Consider the following 20,846-nt stretch of genomic DNA (forward strand, 5'->3'; position numbering starts at 1 on the left):
CTTTCACTAATTGAGTAGTGAAAGGGTGGTGCAGGACGGTCCGGAAAGTCAAGGCCGGTTCCGTGAACCGATCGGCAGGGCTCGTGCGATGAGGAGACGTGAGCGGAACGAGAAGCGACGGGGAGCTGCTGCGGGCCATAGCCGCGGACTCCGACCGGCACGCCTTCGAGGAGCTGTACCGGCGGTACGCGCCGTGGCTGACCGCGCGGCTGCGCGGCCGGTGCGCGGATCCGGCGGTCGTCGACGACGTCGTGCAGGAGACGTTCCTCGCGGTGTGGCGGGGGAGCGCCGCCCGATACCGGGAGACCACCGAGAACGGTGCGCACGCCGACGCGGCCGGGTGGCTGTGGCGGATCGGCTCGCGGCGGCTGGTCGACGCGGTGCGCGGCGACGGGGCCCGGGGCCGGCTGCGGCAGGCGCTGGCCCGGCTGCGCCACCGGGACGAGGTCTCGGCGGAGGAACGCGTGCTCGCGGGGGTGGAGCACGGGGACCTCGCCGGGGCCCTGGTCCGGCTCTCGCCCGAACTGCGGGCGGTGCTCCAGGCGACGGTGATCGACGGGCTGACCACCCGGGAGGCGGCGGTCCTGCTCGGCATCCCGCCGGGGACGGTCAAGACCCGCGCGCTGCGGGCGCGCAAGCGGCTGCGGGAGGAGCTGGCATGACCTGGCATGTGTCCGAAGAGGATCTGCGGGCCTACGCACGCGGCGAGTTGGCGGCGCCGCTGCTGTGGTCGGCCGACACCCACGTCGGCTCCTGCGCGGACTGCCGTGCGGTGCTCGCGGCGGTGTCCGACCCGGCCGCGCTGGACGCCGGCTGGGAACGCCTGGACGCCGAACTGGACGCGCCGCGGCCGGGGCCGGGAGAACGGCTCCTGGTCCGTCTCGGGGTCGCCGCGCACACCGCGCGGCTGCTCACCGCGACCCCCGTGCTGCGCCGCTCCTGGCTGGCGTCGGTGACGTTCGTGCTGGTGGCGACGGTGCTCGTGGTCCACGCGGTGGACGCCCCGGCCCTGTTCCTGGCCCTTGCCCCACTGCTCCCGCTCGCCGCGGTGGCCCTGTCGTACGGACCGGTCCTCGACCCGACGTACGAGATCGCCGCGGTCACCCCGACGCACGGCTTCCGGCTGCTGATGATCCGCACGGTGGCCGCACTGACCGCCTCCCTCGGCCTCAACTGCCTGGCCGCGCTGGCCCTTCCCGGCTACGGCCTGCTCGCCTTCGGCTGGCTGCTGCCCGCCCTGGCGCTCACCGCGGCCGGTCTCGCCCTGTCCGCCCGGCTGGGCCCGCTGCTCGGTCCCGGACTGGTCGGCGGGGCGTGGACCGTCCTGATGGCGGTGGCGGCGCTGCACCCGGCGCACACGCCGGCCGCCTTCACCACGGCCGGGCAGTCGGTGGCCGCCGCGCTCGCCGCCGTGGCGACGCTCCTGCTGCACCAGGTGCGCGACCGCTTCGACGCCAAGCCCTGCTGACCGACCGACTGACCGTCTGACCGACCGATCGCTACCGATCGCTGGAGTCCCACGTGAACACCACTGTCTCCGCCGCCGGCCTCACCGTGCGCTACGGCGGCACCCCGGCGCTCGACGGCGTCGACCTGTCCCTGACGGACGGCGTCACCGGCCTGCTCGGGCCCAACGGGGCCGGGAAGACCACCCTGTTGAAGGTCCTCGCCACCGCCGTACCGCCGGACGGCGGCGCCTTCACGGTGTACGGCGTGGACCCGGCCACCCCGGCCGGCCGGCTCGCGGTCCGCCGCATGCTCGGCTACCTCCCGCAGACCCCCGGCTTCCACCCGGACTTCACGGCCTTCGAGTTCGTGGACTACGTCGCCGTCCTCAAGGAGCTCACCGGCCGCGGCGACCGCCATCGTGAAGTGCGGCGCGTCCTCGACCAGGTCGGCCTGGCCGACGTGCGCGGCAGGCGGATCAAGCGGCTGTCCGGCGGGATGCGGCAGCGGGTCGCGCTGGCCGCCGCGCTCGTCGGCGACCCCAGGTTCCTCGTCCTGGACGAGCCGACGGTCGGACTCGACCCCGAACAGCGCATGCGGTTCCGGGAGCTGATCGCCGAGGCCGGGGAGGGCCGCACGGTGGTGCTGTCCACCCACCAGACCGAGGACGTGGCGATGCTCTGCAACCGGGTGATCGTGCTGGCCGACGGCCGGGTCCGCTTCGACGGCACACCGGCCGGGCTGACCGCCCGCGCGGCCGGACACGTGTGGAGCAGCACGGAACGCGCCCCGGGCGCCCGGGCGGGCTGGCGCACCGGCACCGGCACCTTCCGCAACGTCGGCGACCCGCCCACCGGAGCCGACCTGCTCGAACCCACCCTGGAGGACGGCTACCTGCTGGTCCTCGACGAGAAGCCCACAGAGGGCACGGAGGTGACGGCGGCGTGACGACCGTTGGCGTGGCGGAGCCGGAGACGCCCGGGCGCGCGGACCACGAGCGCGAGCGGGACCCCGCGACCGCGTCCGTCTTCGCCCTGGCCGCGTTCCAGGCCCGCCAGCTCCTCCTGCAGATCCCGGTGCTGGTCTTCGGCCTGCTGTATCTCGCCTATGTCGGGTACGGCCTGTTTCGCCGGGACGAGGGCATGGACGCGTATCCCGTCCTGCACGACGTGGACCGCTCCACCCAGGGCGGCGCGGAGTTGTTCGCCGTGGCCCTGCTGGTCTGCGCGCACCGGGCGGCGCTGCTCGACCGGCGGCGGGGCCTCGAGGAGCAGTTCGGGGTGCTGGCCATGCCGCCCGCGCGCCGAACGCTGGCCCACGCCCTGTCGGTGGTGCCCTGCGCGCTCGGCGTGGCCCTGGTGGTCTGCCTCCAGTTCGCCTGGGCGGCGCTGCGGCCGGGCGCGGCGGGCCACGGCTCGGTCTTCGAACTGGCGGTGGCCCCGCTGGCCGCCCTGCTGGCCGGCGCGGTCGGCGTGCTGCTGGCCCGGGTCCTGCCCCACCCGGCGGCCCCGCTGTTCCTTCTGCTCGCGACCGGCTTGGTCACCAGCCTGCTGTCCGACGGCTTGGGCACGGGCGGCGTGGACTGGCTGTGGCCGGCGGTGCTGGAGAACGGCGGCACCCCGGTCCCCGGGGAGCTGCTGGGCCGGCCGGCGGGCTGGCACGCGCTGTACCTGCTGGGGTTCACGGTGCTGGCGGTGTGCGTGGCGATGTGGGTGGCCGGCAGCCGGGCGCGGGTCCTGAAGGCGGCGACCGCCGTGGCCCTGGCGGCGGCGGTGGCGGGCGTGGCCGGTCAGGCACCGGGGGATTCCGCCGCTCTGCAGGCCGCGCGGAAGGCGGAGGCGGATCACCCGGCGAAGTTCCAGACGTGCGTCGAGCGGGCCGGCTCCCGCTACTGCGCATACCCGGACTGGACGGGCTGGACGGTCGACTGGGCCGGAGTCGTCCACCGCGTCCGGTCCGAGGCGGGCGGTGACGCGGCCACGACCCGCCTGACCGTCCGCCAGCGCATCGAGGAGATCACCGACCTGACCACGGACGCCACCCTCCCGACGAGCTCCGCCCCCGGCACGGTCACCGTCGGCACCCAGTGGGGCGGCAACCGGGTCCCCGAGTTCGCGGTCGGGGTCGCCCGGGTCCTGGTCGCGGGCAGCGAACAGGCCTCCCAGGAGATGTGCGACGCCCGCGTGGTGACGACGATGTGGCTGGCCCTGGCCACCGACCCCACCCCCGCCGCCACCTTCCGCCACCTGCGCATCGACGACAGCCTCACCGGCTCGGCCGCGGTCCTCACCCCGGACGGCGGCAGCATGTCCGTCTCGGCCCACCAGACGCAGGTCGTACGCGAACTGCTCCGCGAGCCGCACGACGCGGTCACGGCCCGGGTGAAGTCCCACTGGCAGCAGCTGGTCTCCCCGCACACGACGACGGCCGACGCGGCCCGCCTGCTCGGCGTGAAGGTGCCGAAGGGGCCGGACGACTGCCCGGCGGGCTGACGCGGGCATGATGGGGTCGGCAGATGCCGGGGCGGGCGAGGAGACGGGCATGGACAATCCCTTCCGGGACGGGGGCCCGGCCGAAAGGGCGATGCCCTGGCTCTCGGCCGCCGTCGTCCTCGTCCTCGCCGCGGTCACTCTGGCCGGCGGCGCCGGTTTCCTCGTCAAGGCGCTCGTCACGGCGGTCGCCGTGGCCGTGCTCGGCAGGTCCGCCCACCTGATCAACCGCAGGCGGCCCCCGCGCCGGTGACGGGCCCTCACGTCTCCGTGCGGTACATCAGGTCCGTCTCGTGGGTCGTGAAGCCCAGTCGTTCGTAGACCGCGACCGCCGCCGTGTTGTCGGCGTCGACGTACAGCATCGCCGTCGGCAGGCCGCGGTCGGCCAGGTGGCGCAGGCCGATGGTGGTGAGGGACTTGCCGAGGCCGCCGCCCTGCGCGGCGGGGGAGACGCCGAGGACGTAGACCTCGCCGAGGCGTTCCGCGTCGTGGACCTTCGTCCAGTGGAAGCCGAGGAGTTCGCCGGCGCGTTCGGCGAGAAAGAAGCCGGCCGGGTCGAACCAGGGCTGGGCCTTGCGGTCGTCCAGGTCGCGCTGGGTGAGCGAGCCCTGTTCGGGGTGGTGGGCGAAGGCGGCGGCGTTGAGGGCGAGCCAGGCCGCGTCGTCCTGGCCGGGCACGAAGGCGCGGACGGTGACGCCGTCGGGCAGCTTCGGGTCCGGCAGGTCCAGGTCCGTCAACGGGCGTCGCATCTGGCGCAGTTCGCGGAACAGGGTGAGGCCGAGGACCTGCGCCAGGTGGCGGGCCGCCGAGTGGCCGCCGTGCGCCCACACCCGCAGCCGCTTGCCGGACGCGGCCAGCAGGGCGGAGCCGAGCGCGCGGCCGTGGCCGTGACCCCGGTGGTCCGGGTGGACGACCAGTTCCGCGGCCGGTGCCTCCACCGGGTCGGTGTCCTCCAGCTGGGCGTAGCCGACGAGTTCGCCGCCCGCGGAGAGGAGCAGATGGGAGACGCCCTCCCGGGCACCGCCGCCGAGCTGGAGGCGGCCCTGCTCGGACACCGGTTGCTGGCCGTCGGTCCGCGCGGCCTCCGCCAGCAGCTCCCGTACGGCCCCGGCCTGATCCGGGGTGAGCGCGGAGTAGGTGTCGATGGAGCGGGAGCCCATGGGCGGCCGTGCGGTGTCGTCGCTGGTCATGCGTACGAGGGTACGGGGCCGGATCGGCAATGTGGGGACACCGGGAAAGGTAAAGGGCAGGGCAACCGGCAACCAAGATGTAACCAGGAACCCCCTGTTGCGCTACGCGCGTTGACCCTAGGCTGCGCCGGACCGGGGCACTTCTCAGCAGACCCACAGGGGGGTTTCGTGCAAGCCAAGTCCAGACCGTCCAGACGGCGTTCGTACGCGCTGCTCGCGTCGGCCGCAGGGCTCGCCACCGTCGCGGCCCTGGCGGGCGCGCTGCCCGCCGACGCGCACTCCGGCAAGGGCCGCGGACCCAGCCGTTACCAGGACGTCCAGCTGCTCTCCTTCAACGATCTGCACGGCAACCTGGAGCCGCCGTCCGGTTCCTCCGGGCGGGTCACCGAGACCCAGGCCGACGGGACGACGAAGAACATCGACGCCGGTGGTGTCGAGTACCTCGCGACCCATCTCCGTCAGGCCCGCAAGGGGCACCGGTACTCCGTCACCGCCGCCGGCGGCGACATGGTCGGCGCCTCCCCGCTGGTCTCCGGGCTCTTCCACGACGAGCCGACCATCGAGGCGCTCAACAAGCTCGACCTGGACGTGACGACGGTCGGCAACCACGAGTTCGACGAGGGCGCCGGGGAACTGGCCCGCCTCCAGAACGGCGGCTGCCACCCGGCCGACGGCTGCTACACCGACAAGAAGTTCAAGGGCGCCGACTTCCCCTACCTGGCGGCCAACGTCCTCGACGAGAAGACGGACAAGCCGATCCTCAAGCCCTACTGGGTGTGGAAGAAGAAGGACGTCAGGATCGGCTTCATCGGCGTCACCCTGGAGGGCACGCCCGGCATCGTCTCTGCCGACGGCGTCAAGGGCCTGGCCTTCAAGGACGAGGTCGAGACCATCAACAAGTACGCCAAGGTGCTCCAGCGCCAGGGCGTCCAGTCGATCGTGGCGCTGGTCCACGAAGGCGGTTTCCCGAGCTCGTCGTCGTACAACTACGACTGCGACTCGCCGGGCGCCGGGGACGGCATCTCCGGCCCGATCGTGGACATCGCGAAGCACGTCACCCCGGCCGTGGACGCGCTGGTCACCGGTCACACCCACACCGCGTACGTGTGCACGGTCGACGACCCGGCCGGCAACCCCCGCATGGTCACCTCGGCCGCCTCCTTCGGCCGCCTCTACACCGACACCACCCTCACGTACGACCGCTACACCGGCGACATCGCGCGTACGGCCGTGAAGTCGGCGAACCACGTGGTCACCCGGGACGTCCCCAAGGCGTCCGACATGACCGGGCTGATCAGCCGGTGGAACACCCTCGCCGCCCCGATCGGCAACCGCGCCATCGGCTACGTCTCCGCCGACGTCAACAACACCGGCACCGAGTCCGCGATGGGCGACCTGATCGCCGACGCGCAGTTCGCGTACGGCAGGGAGCTGGACCCGGAGATCGACCTGGCGCTGATGAACCCGGGCGGGGTGCGGGCCGGGCTGACGTACGCGGCCAAGGGGAGCGAGGGCGACGGCGTCGTCACGTACGCCGAGGGCTTCACCGTGCAGCCGTTCGCCAACACCGTGAACCTCCAGGACTTCACCGGCGCGCAGCTCATCCAGGTGCTCAAGGAACAGGTGAGCGGCGCGAACGCGGCCGCGCCGAAGATCCTCCAGCCGTCCAAGGGGCTCACCTACACCCTGGACCTGACGAAGACCGGCGCGGACCGGGTCGTCACCGACTCCGTGAAGCTGAACGGCACGGCCGTCGACCCGGCCGCCACCTACCGCGTCGCCACCAACTCCTTCCTCGCGGGCGGCGGCGACGGCTTCACCACCCTCGGCCAGGGCACCGGTGACCTCGTCGGCACCGACGACCTTTCGGCCCTCGCCCAGTACCTGACGGCCAACTCCTCGGCGACCGCCCCGCTCGCCCCGCCGGCCACGAACCGGATCACGATCGTCCAGTAGTCACCCGTCTCAGCCCCACCCGAGGGCCCGGTACGCACCCGCGCGTACCGGGCCCTTTCCGCTGTCTCCGCTGGATCTGCCGAATAAAACCTGTGTGAAGCGGTGTTCGGTTCCCCATTGCTTCTGAAAATTCATCTCAGTTGCAATTCATCGAGGTCTCACCGAAAACGGCTTTCTCCGGCTCTCGGGTCACGTAATGTTTTCCATGTCGAAAGCGAACGGCGCGGACGGCAGAACGAAGGAGAAGGACATGAGCTTCCACAAGATCGTCCCGGTGAAGAAGGCCGAGCAGCCCGCCCCGAAGCCGGCTGCGAAGAAGAAGGACTGCAAGAAGTCCCAGCCCAAGCGCCCTGTGGGTCACCGGTAAGTCGCCGGCGCCAAGGAGGGAATCACCACGAGCTTTCACGAGATCGTCCCCGTCAAGAAGCACCGCGAGCCCGCTCCGGCGCCGAAGAAGCCCGCGCCGAAGAGGTCGGAGTCGAAGCGCCGCCCGGTCGGCGGCGAGCGCTGACAAAGAATTCACAGAAGTAATTCAAATTAATTCACAGGTCACTGTGGCGGTTCAGTAGAAAAACCGTTGCAGAACCACGACACGTCACCGCGGAGAGGAACAGCATCATGAGCTTCCACAAGATCGTCCCCGTCAAGAAGCACCGCGCGCCGGCCCCGGCCCCGAAGAAGCCCGCGCCGAAGAAGCCGGAGCCGGGGCGCCGCCCGGTCGGCGACCAGCGCTGAGGCACGCCGCGAGGCGGGGTCACCGGTGTCGCGTGGTCGCACCGGTGGCCCCGCCTCGGCCATGTCCGCCCCCTTGTCCCCCCTGCCCCCCTTGCCCCCCCTGCCCCCTCGACACCCCTGAAGGGAGTTACCGACCATGAGAGAAGCCCGGGCGGCCTTCCGCCGCTTCTGGCCGCTGACCCGCGGCGACCGAAGGTGGCTGTGGCTGATCATCGCGTGTGTCGTGGTGTCCGCGCTCGCCGAGACCGCCGCGATCCTGCTCTTCGCCGACCTGACCGACCACGCCCTCAAGGCCGGTTCGCTCGCCGCCTTCTGGGGCCCGGCCGGCGCCTGGCTGGGCGTCGCCGCGCTCGGCGCGCTCGTCGGCTACCTCGGCAACTCACTGGCCACCTGGACCGCCGAGAGATTCGTCCTGCGCCTGCGCGCCAAGGTCTTCCGGCACGTCCAGGGCTTGCCCCCGCACTTCTTCCAGCGGCACCGCCAGGGCGACCTGGTGGAACGCCTCACCGGTGACGTCGAGGCCATCGAGCAGATGGTGGTGTCCGGTGTCGTCGGCACCGTCGCCGCCGCCTTCTCCGCCGTCTTCTACGCGGCCGCCGCCTGCTGGCTGCGCTGGGACCTGGCGCTGGCCACCTTCGTCCTCGCGCCCCTGTTCCTGTTCGCCGCCCGCCGCTTCTCCGGCCGGATCAGGACCGCCTCCCAGGACGAGCGGGTCGCCGACGGCGCGATCACCTCCGTGGTGGCGGAGTCGATCGGCAACGTCGTCCTCACCCAGGCGTACAACCGCCGCCGGGACGAGGAGAGGCGCCTCGACGCCGAGGCCCGCGCCTGGATGCGGGCGAGCGTGCGCGGGGCCCGGCTCAGCGAGATGTACGCGCAGTTCGTCGAGGTCGTGGAGACCGTGTGCGTCCTGTCCGTCATCGGCCTGGGCGTCTGGGAGATCTCCGCCGGCCGCATGACCCTTGGCCAACTCCTCGCCTTCGCGGCCTTCCTCGGCTACCTCTACCCGCCGATCCGCAACCTCGGCCAGCTCGGCCTCACCCTCACCGCGGCCACCGCGGGCGCGGAGCGCATCGGCGAGATCCTGGACGCCGAGCCCGCCGTCACCGACCCCGACCGGCCCGTCGGCCCCTGGCCGGTGCGCGGCTGGGTCAGCTTCCACCACGTCTCCTTCCGCTACCCGGGGTCCCGCCGCGCCTCCCTGCGCGACGTCGACTTCGCGGCGGGCCCCGGCGAACTGGTCCTGGTCACCGGCCGGAGCGGCGCCGGCAAGTCCACCCTCTCCAAGCTCCTCACCCGCTTCTACGACCCCTCGGCCGGCGTGATCTGCCTCGACGGCGTCCCGCTCGGCGACGTACCCCTGGAGTTCCTCCGCGAGAACGTCGCCCTGCTCCCGCAGCAGACGCTGATCCTCAACGGCACGGTCCGCGAGAACATCGGCTGCGGCCGCCCCGGCGCGACGGACGACGAGATCGAGCAGGCCGCCCTCTCCGGCGGCCAGCTCCAGCGGATCGCCATCGCCCGCGCGATGCTCCGCGCCGCCCCGGTCCTCGTCCTCGACGAGCCGACGGCAGGCCTGGACGCGATCGCCGCCCGCCAGGTCGTCGCCCCCCTGCGCAAGCTCATGGCGGGCCGGACCACCATCATGATCACGCACGACCTCACCCTCGCCCCCGACGCCGACCGCGTCCTGGTCGTCGACCGCGGCCGCCTGGTGGAGGCCGGCACCCACGCCGAACTCCTGGCCCGCGACGGCGCCTACGCCGCCCTGGCCCACCCGCTCCCGGAGGCCGTCACGGCGGAACCGGCACCGGCCCCCGACGAGACGATGATCCTCAGGTGGTAGGGGCCGTCCGCACCGCGGACTACGGCTGCGGGGCCAGGGAGCGGGGCGGGTGGGCGTCCCAGTACCACTGGAGTACGGCGCCCAGGACGACGCCGCAGGCCAGCGGCACGCCTCCGATCAGCAGGAGGGGGTGGTCCGCCCGCCCCGTCATCACCAGCGTCAGGGAGACCACGGTCATCACCGCGATCATCACGGCGCCGCCGTACGCTCCCCATGTCCACGCCTTGCGTCGCGCGGCCCCGCGCAGGATCCGCTCCTCGACGTCCGGGCGCCGCTCCCAGGTGAGGCTGCGGTGCGGGGCGGCGGCCAGGCACAGCTCCGTGACCTCGGCGTACGGGTCCTCCAGTTGCCAGTCGTCGAGGTGCGGGAGCAGGAAGCGGCGGCCCTGGTGGTCGTACAGATAGGTGAGCCACTGGGGCACCCCCTGCCCGGAACCGCGCGGGGCCTGCTCGACCCGGATGTCGTACACCTCGGACCAGGCCCAGGTGCGGGCCCGCAGTGGCCCCTGCGCGGTGATCCCGGCGGAGGTGACCCGGGTGCGGGCCCGGTACTGCTCCAGCAGTATCCGCACCAGCGTCACGGCCATCAGCAGCCCGACGAACGGCGGCGCCCACCGGAAGTCGCCCTCGTCGTGGTCGGTCGTGAGGTGGACGAGGGCGTTCACGAACACCACCCCCAGCAGCGCGAGATGAGGCCACGGCCGCTTCCGCCGCTTCCGGTACTCCCTTTCGACGCCGCCTTCGTCCACGTCCCGAGCCCCTCCCCAGGCGCACCGAACGGGTGCGCGACTGAGGAGAGGATATGACCGCCCGTTGCGCGCCTCCGAACTGTCATCCGGGGGAAGGCGGCACCACCAGGACCGTCACGAACGGCTGGCCGGCCGGCGGGGGGAGGGCCTTCCTGTCGGCTCCGGGATACGGGGCCGGCTGGTATTCCGGGCCGGAGACGATCTCGCCCTGGCCGGTCAGTCGCACGAGCACGGTCGCGTCGTCCAGCACTTCGTAGCCGCGGGCGCCGGGGAGCGAGCCGTCCGCCGGACCCTCCACCCCGACGTCTGTGACGAACGTCGTGCCCTTGGCCACCTCGCTGGGCAGCGTCACCCGCGCCCCCGACGAGTCGGGGCCGACGGGGCAGCGCACGGTGTAGGGGAAGGGCTTGGTGCTCGGCGGAACCGGCGTCTTGCCCTCGCCGCCTGCCCACTGCGTCCAGTCACCGCCCGCGGACTCGGCCGGGGACTCGCCGGACTTCGCCGGAGACTCGCCGGACTCGGCCGGGGAGGTGCTCGGGGCGGACGGAGACGGAGCGTAGCCTCCGGCCCACCGTGTCCAGTCGCCTGAGGAAGTCATGGGTTCCTGCCTTCCAGTTTCGCCACTCGCTCGCTGAGCGCCTTTATCTCGTCGAGCGGATCGGTCCGCGCGTCTGCGCTCCGGGTGGCCTTCCCGTTCGTCCGCGGATCCGGCTGCAGACCCGTCTTCTGGTACTTCTGCTGGTACTGCTGCCAGTTTCCGGCGGTCTGGCCGTCGGTTCCGGCACCGCCCTGGGCGTACTGGGCGGCTTTGACGAATTCTTCGGCATCGGGGCCGGTGTACCCCCGGTTCATTCCACCGCCCGCGCCGCCGCCACCACCGGAGTCGTTCTCCCACTCGATGTCCAGGCGGAACTTGGTCGTCGCACCGCCACCGCCGCCGCCCCCCGCGCCGCCCCCGGCCCCCACCTCGGACATGCCGACTTCGACCCCGATCCCGGCCGCACCCCTGTCGATGCCGGTGGAGCCGGGCCAGGTGCTCTCGTCGGCCTCGCGACTCCCGCCGTCCGCGATCACCACCGCCATCAGCCGCACCGGTGCCTTGACCGTGCTGCCGTCGGCGGCCACCGCCGTGAACCGGGCAGCCGTGGGAGCGCGGGTGGTGCCACGCACCTCCACGGTCGCGATCTGGCGGTCGGACGGGGCGAGCGGCCTGCTCGGCCGGGGCCGGACGACGCAGACGTGCGGCTCGCCCCCGCCCTCTACGGCGGCGCCCTCGGCGGCGACCATGCTCGCCCCCTCGGGCAGGGTGATCAGCGCCTGCCACGACGTCAGCTCGGCCCCGCCTTTGTTGAGCAGGCCCAACTCCATGGTGTAGCCGGTCGGTTCGGCGCGGGTGCGGCGCAGTGCCGCCGAGGCCGTGGTGGTGCCATTCATCAGGTCTCCTTCCTCTTCGCGTTCGCGCGGAAGACGTGGCAGAACCATGGAAGGACCGAATGAACCGACGGCGTAGGTCAGTGGCCGTGCAATCGCATGGCTGGGGCGTCTGGGACAGCGCGCCCGCTCATCGGACGAGAGTTACATTTTGCGCCATTTGTTACCTTATTGTTAGCGTAGTCCTTGTGAAGGCAACTGCAAGCCCTGGAGGCGACAGTGCCACCGTGGTCCTTTCACAGAAGGTGCGCGAGGGCCACGAGGTCGAGTACCGGCGCTGGCAGGAGAGGATGGCCGCGCTGGCCGGGGAGTTCACCGGTTTCGAGGGCCAGGAGGTCTACGCGCCCGGTGCGGGCGCGGTCGGCGAATGGGTCGTCACCTACCGTTTCTCGGACACCGATCAGCTGACGGCCTGGCTGGACTCCCCTGGACGCAAGCGGCTTCTGGACGAGGGGCGCCCGCTGCTCGACGGGCCCGAGGCGCAAGAAGTACTGGTCGGCGAGCCACCGGTCCAGGAGGGGGTGACGGTGGTCGTCTCCCACCGGATCGCCCCGGGCAAGGAGGACGAGTTCGTCAACTGGCAGCAGAAGATGAAGAAGGTCCAGGAGAAATACCCGGGATACATGGGGCACGAGTTCTTCAGGCCCGTACCGGGTGTCGAGGACAACTGGGTCACCGTCTTCCGGTTCGACAACCGGGGACATCTGGACAACTGGCTCGCCTCCGAGGCGAGGAGCAAGCTCCTTGCCGAAGGCCGCGGCGCCATCGTCTCCTACGACGTACGCAGAGTCGGTTCGGCGTTCAGCGGCTGGTTCCGCTTCGGTGACGGCACCCAGACGGCGGCCTGGAAGCAGGCCATGGCCGTGTTCCTGGCCATCTATCCCCTCGTCATGGTGCTCAACCTGACGGTGAACAAGGCTCTTCTGAACGCCGGACTGCCCGTGTTCGCGATGCTCTACGTCAGCAACGTGGTGAGCGTCGTCCTCCTCACCTGGGTGGTGATGCCGCCGCTGACCCGGCTCCTGCGGTTCTGGCTGGCACCCGAGGCGACCACCACGGCGCGAACCGAGGTGCTGGGCGTGCTCACGGTCGTACTCGGCTCTCTGGCGTTCCTGGCACTCTTCGCCTGGACGCTTGCACCGCTTCACTGACCGCGGGCCCCGGCGCCTGCCGCCGCGGTCCGGACACACACGCGCGCGGACGGACGGCGGTGCGCCGTCCGTCCGCGCTGTCGTTCAGTGCCGTCGTTCAGTGCCGTGGGTGCTGCCGGCGGCAGTCGGAGAGCCGGAAGGAGGCGATACGGGTGTGCCAGTTGTAGGCGCCGTCGTACGGCTGGTACTGGTTGGTGTACCAGAACGTGCAGTCGTCCGACGGGTCGATCGCCATGGAGGTGTAGTCGCCCCAGCGGTTGCTCCCGATCTGGGAGCCCGCGCCGGTCCGCACCGTGGTCTCACGGAACGTCATCCGGTTCGACCGGTCACCGGCCAGACGTCCGGTGATCCGGATCGAGGGACGGCTCCGGGAGGACGACTGGGAGTACCCCAGCGCGATGTCGCCCGACTTGTTCTGGGCGACGGAGCCCATCCAGCGGTAGGTCGGGTCCGGAGCGTAGGTGCTCTGCTGCCGGACGACCGGCCGGCCGCCCCGCAGCCGCAGCTCGTACCAGCGCACGCCCACGGCACCGCGGGCGTCGACCGCGTGGTTGAACACCAGCGACTCGTGGTCGTCGAAGTTGCGGTAGGCGAGCCGGTACATGGGGAAGTAGGACAGCGAGTCCAGCTTCTGCGTGGTGTTGGCCTGCGGCACGCACCTGTCCCCGGCGTAGTCGGTGCGCTCGCAGGCGCGGGTGTAGGGCGCGACCCTCAGGTCCCGCGCGCCGGTCACGGAGGTGGCGGCCTGGTTCCTCCAGTCGACATGGAACTGGAAGTACCGCAGGGTGTCGTCCGTCTCCCCGAGGGTGACCAGCAGGTTGGGTTCGCCCCGCCGGGGCTGCTTCGTGCCGTCGAGGTCGGCGCTGAGCAGGAAGTGGGTCGCCGGGAAGAAGTAGCACTGCTGACTGGCGTCGGCCCCGCGCAGCATCCGGCTCCGGTCCCAGGCGCACGCCTCCTGCGGCAGGCCGGGGGTACCGGAGTTGATGGTCACGTAGTACGCGTCCGGCCACACCGCGAGCTTCTCGTAGTCGGGGTCCTCCTGGTACCCGAACTCGTAACGGTGGTAGGAGCCCGTGGCGTCCGCGGTCGTGGAGACGCCCACGCACAGCCGTCGGTGGTCGAGGGAGAACTGGGTGAAGATCCAGCGGCGGGCGAGGGTGTCCCAGCGGACCACGGGGTCCACGTTGAACGCGGTCTCGCACGGCCCGCCGAAGCCCTTCCACAGGGTGTTGGTCGGGATCTGGCCCAGCACGGTACCGCCGGTCTTGGAGTACACCGCGAGCGCGACGTTGGTGACCTCCATGATCTGGGTGGAGCCCACCGACGCGTTCGGGTCCGGCGGAATGGCGCCCCCGTTCGAGACACCCTCGAAGCTGCGGCGCAGCGGGATCCGCGCCCGGCTGCCCTGGCTCGTCTGCACCACCGGATCCGAGGAGGTGCGCCTGGGCAGAGCCCGATACGGCCGTCGGGGACCGGGAACGACGGACGGTGTGGGCCTGACGTGCCCGGCCGTCCGCGCCAGCGTGCGCAAGGGGAGCGAGGTGTCGTGGTGCAGTGCGGGACCCGAGTCGGGGGACCGGACGGGCTGTGTCCGCGCCGGCCGGGTGAGATCTGCGCCGGCGGCGGGGGTGGGGGACAACGCGGGGGAGACGGCCAGAACGGCGCTCAGCGCCACGACGGCCGAGAGTGAGCGCAGGCCACCGAAGACTTGCACGGATCCTCCAAGGCGGTCGGCGAACCGTCCGATCGGTTCGCCCGGTGACGGCACCGGCCAAGGGAGTCCGCACCGCCCACGACGGCTGTCACGGCACACACACGCCCGGGGAACATCGTCATGTGTCGGAACCAGGCCACCCGTACCAGGGCGAGCGGCCCTCCGGTGCACGGACGCCCAGTTACCCACGCCGCCCGCCGGATGCCACGACTGCCGCCGTCGTGTCCTGCGCGGATGACCCGGACGGCGCATTGCGAGGGGGTGCCGTCGAACACCGGTTCTGCCGAGGCGGCGGAGGGTACCGGATCAGCCGGATCGGGAGCGACGGGCTCCGGGGCAGGCGGTGGTGGATCGTTCCGCCTTCGCTCGAACGGGTGATCCGGATCCATTTCCCCAGGTCAACCCTGTCGCCTTACCTACCGTGATCGCGTTGCTTGTGCCGCAGGCAGGCCCAGCCCACACTTGAGGAGGAGGTGCCACCTTGACCGCTCTCGCACATGAGAGGCCCGAGACCGTGTCCGAGGCTCCGGCTGAAATCGTGAACGTACCCGACCTGGACGAGGTCCTGTGGCAGGCCTGGAAGGCCATGGAACTCCCCGAGGGCTACCGCGCTGAGATCATCGAGGGAGCCATCGAGGTGTCGCCGACCGCTCGCCGTTCGCACGGCCTGATCACCAATCGGATGCGAAGGGCCTTGGACAAGTTCCTGGACGGAGGTGAGTACGCCTGCCATCAGGATGTGAACGTGATCCACAACCGGAAGGCGTGGATCCCCGATGTCTTCGTCGCTCCGGAGGACACGGAGCCGTGCGGTGACGAGGACGATATGGGAGTCAGGGCCGACTCCGTGCACCTCATCGTCGAAGTCGTCTCCCCCGGCAAACGCAACCAGGACCGCGACCGCATCCGCAAGCGTCGCGAATACGCGCGTGCCGGAATCCCCGTCCACGTGATCATCGACGACTACGACGGCCAGGGCGCCGTCACCCTCTTCACCGGCCCCCGCCCCGACAAGGCCGAGTGGGAGGACATCCACCGTGTCCCCTACGGCACCGAGGTCACCATCCCCGAAGGCCCCGCCAAGGGCTTCGTGATCGGGGAGACGATCACGGGGCCGAAGCGCGGGTGACTCCGCGGCCCCGGTGAGCGCGAGCCGCGGTGCGCTCGCCGTCCCCGCCGCCGCGACGAGAACGCGTCGTCTTGGCGGCCGCCTCCCGGCCCGTGTTCGCGGACGGGGTCAAGCCGGACGCGGGCCCGCGCACGTTCGGGTGACATATGCCCCAGGTCAGGATGTTCGAGGCGGTGCCGCCCACACCCTGGATCCCGTGACGACGACACGAACGACTGATCCACGGAGTGCGGGGCGGCTATGGTCGTAGACCTGAAGCGTCGAAGGAGGGCACCGGTCATGACCGCGCACGCCACGGAGAACGACCAGGTCATCCCACCGATGCCGGAGCGGACGCCGAAGGCGCTGCGCGCGGCCATCGCCGAGCATGCTCCCGAGCTGCTTCCTGGTTTCGACGAGCACTGGAAGTGGGCGATCGCCGACGCGTACGACCTCGGTCCGGTGCCGGCGTTCATGGCCCTGTGGTGGGGTGAGTACGCCATCGCCCGCGACCGGAAGTTGGACGCGCGCGTGCGCGACCTCGAATACCGTGCGGCGTACGAGTGCACTGACAGCGCCGAAGCCAAGGCCCTTCTGGAAGAGGCAGCCAAAATTCACTACCGGGCGCGAGAACTGGAGCCTGGCGCGTGACTGATGGGTTCATGGGGCCGCCCTGGCAGATGGACTGGCGAATTGATGCAGGCGCCGCGTTCGAGGCACTGCCTGATCATGTCCGTGAGATGGTCAAAGTCGCGCGTGCCGAACTGGTAACCGCGAAGGACCCGTATTTTCGCGGTATCGACGCCGGTTCAGGGCTTCCTGACGGCATGCGGGTCATGCCAGTCCGTTCCGATGATCCGAAGGGCCGCCACGTCTGCTTGTTCGACAACATAAGGGGCTGGCTGAAGTACAGCTTCGTCCGCCGAACCGAAGATCCGCAGATCGTGGTGGAAGAACTCTTCTGGCTGGGGGTCGAAACGCCTACGGAACCTCCGGCGGAGCCGTAGGCGCCCCCGGCAGTCGTACCGTCGCCACCGTGCCGCCGCCGTTGGCGCGGGCCAGGGTGACGTCGCCGCCGGCCTGCTGGACCGTGCGGGCCACGATGGAGAGGCCGAGGCCCGAGCCGGGCAGGGCCCGCGCGCTCGGTGAGCGCCAGAAGCGGTCGAAGACGTGGGGGAGTTCGTCCTCGGCGATGCCGGGGCCGTGGTCGCGGACCGTGAGGACTCCGCCTTCCAGGGCGACGTCGATCGTGCCGCCCTCGGGGCTGAACTTCACGGCGTTGTCGAGGATGTTGACGATCGCCCGTTCCAGGGCGGAGGGCTCCGCGCGTACGAACCACGGCTGGACGTCGGCCGTGATCGTCAGCTCCGGACCGCGCAGGCGGGCGCGGCGCAGGGCCGCCTGGACCGTGTCCTGGAGCGCCACGATCTGCAGGCGCTCACCGCGCTGACCCTCCGAGCGGGACAGCTCCTGGAGGTCGCCGATCAGCGACGCCAGCTCCGTCATCTGCGCCTTCACCGAGGCGAGCAGCGCCTTGCGGTCCGCCGGGGGGATGGGCCTGCCGGTCTCCTCGCTGCGGGTGAGGAGTTCGATGTTCGTGCGGAGCGAGGTGAGGGGGGTGCGCAGTTCGTGACCGGCGTCCGCGATGAGCTGTTGCTGGAGCTCCCGGGAGCTCGCCAGCGAGCTGGTCATGCTGTTGAAGGAGCGGGACAACCGTGCGATCTCGTCGTCCGACTCCTCCTCCACCGGGATGCGGACGCTCAGGTCCTCGGTACGGGCGACGTGTTCGACGGCCTCGGTGAGCTTGTCGACGGGGCGGAGACCGGCGCGGGCGACGGCAAGGCCTGCGGCTCCGGCGCCGAGGACTCCTACGCCGGAGACGAGAAGGAGGAGCAGGGCGAGGTCGTTGAGGGTGTTCTGCGTGCTCTTGAGGGGGACGGCGGTGATCAGTCCGACGTAGGAGCCGCTTTCTGTGGGGAACACCTGCGTCATCACGCGCAGCGGGTTGCCGTCCACGTCGGTGCCGTTGCTGAAGTAGAGGGTGTCGGTGTTTCCGGCCTTGATGAGGTCTTTGTCGGCCTGACTGACCTTGATCACGCCCGTGGCGTCGCGGGTGAGGCAGTACGTGCCGTCCGTCTTGACCACCTGGCCGTAGCTGATCCGCAGGCCGCTGGTGTCCTGGACCGTGCTGGTGCAGTTGATGAGGGCGTTCTGGGCGACGATGTTCGCCGGTCCCCGCACTTTCTGCAGATCGCTCGCAAGCTGGTCGTACAGCTTCCCCTGCACGATGAACCAGCAGGTCACCGAAACCGCCGCCACCGCGAACGCCACCGCCGCCGCGACCAGCATCGACAGGCGGGCGCGGATCGGGAGGGTGCGGAAGCGGCGGACGAACTTGTTCACTCGGCGCCGCCCTGGCGCAGGACGTAGCCGACGCCGCGCACGGTGTGGACGAGTCGGGGTTCGCCGCCGGCCTCCGTCTTGCGGCGGAGGTACATGACGTAGACGTCGAGGGAGTTCGAGGACGGCTCGAAGTCGAAGCCCCAGACGGCCTTGAGGATCTGCTCGCGGGTGAGGACCTGGCGCGGGTGCGCCATGAACATCTCGAGGAGGGTGAACTCGGTGCGGGTCAGCTCGACCTGGCGGCCGGACCGGGTGACCTCGCGGGTCGCCAGGTCCATGCGCAGGTCGGCGAAGGTGAGGGCCTCGTCCTCCTGGGCACCGTCGGCCAGGGAGGCCGCGTAGGAGCTGCGGCGCAGCAGGGCTCGGATGCGGGCGAAGAGTTCGTCCAGCTCGAAGGGCTTGACCAGGTAGTCGTCCGCCCCGGCGTCGAGGCCGGTGACACGGTCGCCGACCGTGTCGCGGGCCGTCAGCATCAGGATGGGCGTCGTGTCGCCCGCGCCGCGGATGCGGCGGGCCGCGGTCATGCCGTCCATGCGGGGCATCTGGATGTCGAGGACGATCAGATCCGGCTTGTAGGCCGTCGCCTTCTCCAGCGCGTCCGCGCCGTCGACCGCGACCTCGGTCTCGTATCCCTCGAAGGCGAGGCTGCGCTGGAGGGCTTCGCGTACGGCCGGCTCGTCGTCGACGATCAGGATGCGCTGGGGTTCACGGTCGCCATCGGCGGGGCTCATCGCTCGCGTTTCCTCGGGGTGCGGTGGGTCTGGGCGGGGACGCCTCTCAGCCTCGCATGTTTCCGGGCTGTCGGGTGTGAGCGCTGGTGGGGCGGTACGCCCCTAGCCGCGGACCAGGGTCATGCGGCTCAGCGGCACCTTGCGCTGGTGCGGCCGGGCCGCGGAGGTGCGCAGGCCCATCAGCTGCGGGGCGGGCACGACCTCCGGGGCGCGCGGGGCCGGGGCCGGTGCCATCGTGGCCTCCGGGGCGCGCGGGGCCGGGGTCGATACCACCACCAGGGCCTCCGGGGCGCGCGGTGCCGGGGTCGGCGCCACCACGGCCTCGGTCGGTGCGTGGAGTTCGTACGCCACGGCAAGGGCCAGGCTGAACCCGGCCGGGCTGTCGGCGGCCATCGTGTGCGAAACCTGCTTGATCATGACGTACTCCCTTGCTCAGGCGCTGCTCGGGCGCCGGGTGGTTCAGCTGGTGGAGCCCGCCCGCAGCTTGGCCAGGTCGGACTTGACGGTGTTGATCGGGATGGCGAAGCCGAGGCCGACGCTGCCCGCGTCCGAGGAGGACGACGAGGCCGAACTGGCCGAGTACATCGCCGAGTTGATGCCGACGATGTCGCCGCTGGCGTCGATCAGCGCGCCACCGGAGTTGCCGGGGTTCAGGGACGCGTCGGTCTGGATCGCCTTGTAGGTCGTGGTGGACGAGCCGGTGTCGCCGTTGAACTGCCGGCCGCCGAAGGAGAACGGCCACTGGCCGCTGCCGCCGCCCTGCTGCTGCTCCTGCTGACCCTCGTCGGTGGAGACGGTCACGTCCCGGTTGAGCGCGGAGACGATGCCGCTGGTGACGGTGCCGGTCAGGCCCTCGGGGGAGCCGATCGCGACGACCGTGTCGCCGACCTGGACCCCGTCGGAGTTGCCGAGGGTGGCCTTCTGGAGGCCGGAGGCGCCCTGGAGCTTGAGAAGGGCGAGGTCCTTGGAGCTGTCGGTGCCGACGACCTGGGCGGTGTACGACTTGTCGTCGCTGGTGGTGACCTTGATGGACTGGGCGCCGGATATCACGTGGTTGTTGGTGATGATCTCGCCGTCGCTGGTGATGACCACGCCGGAGCCGGTGGAGGTGCCGTTGCTGAGGGTCGCCTTGACCTCGACGACGCTCGGGCTGACGGCGGCGGCGATCGAAGCGACGTCGCCCTTCTTGCTGGAGGGCACCACGCTGGTGGTGGTGCTGCTGGAGACGACCTCGTTCTTGCCGGTCAGCTCCTGGAAGGCGTACGCGGTGCCGCCGCCGACGGCCGCCGCGACGATGGCGACCGCGGCGAGCAGGGCCATCGGGCCCCGGGTGCGCCCCTTCTTGCCGTGGGCCGAGTGCTCCGGGTGTTCACCGTCGGCGCCGACGGTGGGGAGTACGGCCGTACCGCCGCCGTAGCCGCCCTGTCCGCCGCCGGCCGCCGCCGGCTCCACGGTCACCGGCTGGTGGGCGGGCGGGGGCGGCCACTCCGGGTTCACGGGGGAGGGCGAAGAGGCGTGCTGCTGCTGGGGGTACGCGCCCTGGTAGGCGTCACCCTGGGGACCCTGCGGGTTCTCGTACTCGCCGCTGCGGCGGAAGCTCTCGGTCATGACAAACAGCTTGTCCCGCGACCATGAGAGCTCCCTGAGTGTCCGCTGAGAACGCCGCGAGAAGCGTGTTTGCCCGATATAAGGAAGCTTCTCGCAGGTCGGCCGATGTTCTCAGACGCCGTTCATGAAGGCTTTGCTGTGGGTCCGCGACTTCTGCGAGTACGGGCCGGTGGGGGCTGGTCGCGCCCACGCGGCGGAGCCGCACATCGATACAGCCCCGCGCCCCTGAGGGGGCGCTCACCGCAACGCCCTTCTTTTAGGGGCGCGGGGAACTGCGCGAGCAACCACGA

Annotated in this window: 20 protein-coding genes; 11 read left to right on the forward strand and 9 right to left on the reverse strand. The window is 71.2% G+C overall.

Annotated elements, in window-relative coordinates:
- The first annotated feature begins 98 nt into the window (after positions 1–98).
- From LQ326_RS34855 to LQ326_RS34875, 5 genes are read left to right on the forward strand one after another with little or no spacing between them, the layout of a single operon-like run.
- The gene (locus LQ326_RS34855; RefSeq protein WP_234543078.1) at positions 99–662 is read left to right on the forward strand and encodes an RNA polymerase sigma factor; all 564 of its coding nucleotides are present in this window, start codon (positions 99–101) and stop codon (positions 660–662) included.
- Complete coding sequence (locus tag LQ326_RS34860; RefSeq protein WP_234543079.1) at positions 659–1,468, forward strand: cupin domain-containing protein; 810 nt, start codon at positions 659–661, stop codon at positions 1,466–1,468. Before LQ326_RS34855 ends, LQ326_RS34860 begins: the two co-directional genes overlap by 4 nt.
- Positions 1,469–1,521: 53 nt before the next feature.
- Entirely contained in the window at positions 1,522–2,394 is an 873-nt protein-coding gene (locus LQ326_RS34865; protein WP_234543080.1) for an ABC transporter ATP-binding protein, read from the forward strand.
- A complete protein-coding gene (locus LQ326_RS34870) occupies positions 2,391–3,938 on the forward strand; it encodes an ABC transporter permease (protein ID WP_234543081.1) in 1,548 nt (515 codons plus the stop codon). The genes LQ326_RS34865 and LQ326_RS34870 overlap by 4 nt, the downstream gene beginning before the upstream one ends.
- A gap of 49 nt (positions 3,939–3,987) precedes the next feature.
- A complete protein-coding gene (locus LQ326_RS34875) occupies positions 3,988–4,188 on the forward strand; it encodes a hypothetical protein (RefSeq protein WP_234543082.1) in 201 nt (66 codons plus the stop codon).
- Between the two features lie 7 nt (positions 4,189–4,195).
- On the opposite strand, the gene mshD is transcribed toward LQ326_RS34875, so the two are convergent.
- Entirely contained in the window at positions 4,196–5,125 is a 930-nt protein-coding gene (gene mshD, locus LQ326_RS34880) for a mycothiol synthase (RefSeq protein ID WP_234543083.1), read from the reverse strand.
- Positions 5,126–5,293: 168 nt separating this feature from the next.
- On the opposite strand from mshD, the gene LQ326_RS34885 reads away from it, so the two are divergent.
- Both LQ326_RS34885 and LQ326_RS34890 read left to right on the forward strand, forming a co-directional pair.
- On the forward strand, positions 5,294–7,081 hold the full coding sequence (locus LQ326_RS34885; RefSeq protein ID WP_234543084.1) for a bifunctional metallophosphatase/5'-nucleotidase: 1,788 nt from the start codon (positions 5,294–5,296) through the stop codon (positions 7,079–7,081).
- An 871-nt stretch (positions 7,082–7,952) separates the two neighbouring features.
- Positions 7,953–9,662, forward strand: a complete 1,710-nt coding sequence (locus LQ326_RS34890) for an ABC transporter ATP-binding protein (protein ID WP_234543085.1) — start codon at positions 7,953–7,955, stop codon at positions 9,660–9,662.
- Positions 9,663–9,681: 19 nt separating this feature from the next.
- On the opposite strand, the gene LQ326_RS48055 is transcribed toward LQ326_RS34890, so the two are convergent.
- The 3 genes from LQ326_RS48055 to LQ326_RS34910 form a co-directional block, all read right to left on the reverse strand.
- Positions 9,682–10,410, reverse strand: a complete 729-nt coding sequence (locus LQ326_RS48055; RefSeq protein ID WP_308402073.1) for a PH domain-containing protein — start codon at positions 10,408–10,410, stop codon at positions 9,682–9,684.
- A gap of 82 nt (positions 10,411–10,492) precedes the next feature.
- Complete coding sequence (locus LQ326_RS34905; RefSeq protein ID WP_234543087.1) at positions 10,493–11,008, reverse strand: hypothetical protein; 516 nt, start codon at positions 11,006–11,008, stop codon at positions 10,493–10,495.
- Entirely contained in the window at positions 11,005–11,844 is an 840-nt protein-coding gene (locus LQ326_RS34910) for a hypothetical protein (RefSeq protein WP_234543146.1), read from the reverse strand. Before LQ326_RS34910 ends, LQ326_RS34905 begins: the two co-directional genes overlap by 4 nt.
- A gap of 224 nt (positions 11,845–12,068) precedes the next feature.
- Here LQ326_RS34910 and LQ326_RS34915 point away from each other — a divergent pair, with 224 nt between their 5' ends.
- Positions 12,069–12,992, forward strand: a complete 924-nt coding sequence (locus tag LQ326_RS34915; RefSeq protein ID WP_234543088.1) for an antibiotic biosynthesis monooxygenase — start codon at positions 12,069–12,071, stop codon at positions 12,990–12,992.
- A 97-nt stretch (positions 12,993–13,089) separates the two neighbouring features.
- Here the strand turns inward: LQ326_RS34915 and LQ326_RS34920 are convergent, their stop codons facing one another.
- A complete protein-coding gene (locus tag LQ326_RS34920) occupies positions 13,090–14,412 on the reverse strand; it encodes a hypothetical protein (protein WP_234543089.1) in 1,323 nt (440 codons plus the stop codon).
- 775 nt (positions 14,413–15,187) lie between these two features.
- Between LQ326_RS34920 and LQ326_RS34925 the strand changes: the two genes are divergently transcribed.
- The 3 genes from LQ326_RS34925 to LQ326_RS34935 all read left to right on the forward strand — a co-directional run bounded on the left by LQ326_RS34925 (position 15,188) and on the right by LQ326_RS34935 (position 16,821).
- Positions 15,188–15,835, forward strand: coding sequence for a Uma2 family endonuclease (locus LQ326_RS34925; protein ID WP_268207948.1), 648 nt, complete (start codon positions 15,188–15,190; stop codon positions 15,833–15,835).
- A gap of 279 nt (positions 15,836–16,114) precedes the next feature.
- Positions 16,115–16,465 (forward strand): DUF6247 family protein, encoded by a 351-nt coding sequence (locus tag LQ326_RS34930; protein WP_234543091.1) that lies wholly within the window; start codon positions 16,115–16,117, stop codon positions 16,463–16,465.
- Entirely contained in the window at positions 16,462–16,821 is a 360-nt protein-coding gene (locus tag LQ326_RS34935; protein WP_234543092.1) for a hypothetical protein, read from the forward strand. The genes LQ326_RS34930 and LQ326_RS34935 overlap by 4 nt, the downstream gene beginning before the upstream one ends.
- On the opposite strand, the gene LQ326_RS34940 is transcribed toward LQ326_RS34935, so the two are convergent.
- From LQ326_RS34940 to LQ326_RS34955, 4 genes are all read right to left on the reverse strand, one after another.
- A complete protein-coding gene (locus tag LQ326_RS34940; protein ID WP_234543093.1) occupies positions 16,796–18,217 on the reverse strand; it encodes a HAMP domain-containing sensor histidine kinase in 1,422 nt (473 codons plus the stop codon). The genes LQ326_RS34935 and LQ326_RS34940 overlap by 26 nt on opposite strands.
- Positions 18,214–18,948, reverse strand: coding sequence for a response regulator transcription factor (locus LQ326_RS34945; RefSeq protein WP_181802870.1), 735 nt, complete (start codon positions 18,946–18,948; stop codon positions 18,214–18,216). The genes LQ326_RS34940 and LQ326_RS34945 overlap by 4 nt, the downstream gene beginning before the upstream one ends.
- A 102-nt stretch (positions 18,949–19,050) precedes the next feature.
- The gene (locus LQ326_RS34950; protein WP_234543094.1) at positions 19,051–19,365 is read right to left on the reverse strand and encodes a hypothetical protein; all 315 of its coding nucleotides are present in this window, start codon (positions 19,363–19,365) and stop codon (positions 19,051–19,053) included.
- 42 nt (positions 19,366–19,407) lie between these two features.
- The gene (locus LQ326_RS34955; protein ID WP_234543095.1) at positions 19,408–20,556 is read right to left on the reverse strand and encodes a S1C family serine protease; all 1,149 of its coding nucleotides are present in this window, start codon (positions 20,554–20,556) and stop codon (positions 19,408–19,410) included.
- Positions 20,557–20,846 lie beyond the last annotated feature (290 nt).

Origin of the sequence: Streptomyces shenzhenensis (assembly GCF_021462265.1) — a bacterium.
In the GTDB taxonomy this organism is placed as follows: Bacteria; Actinomycetota; Actinomycetes; order Streptomycetales; family Streptomycetaceae; genus Streptomyces; species Streptomyces shenzhenensis.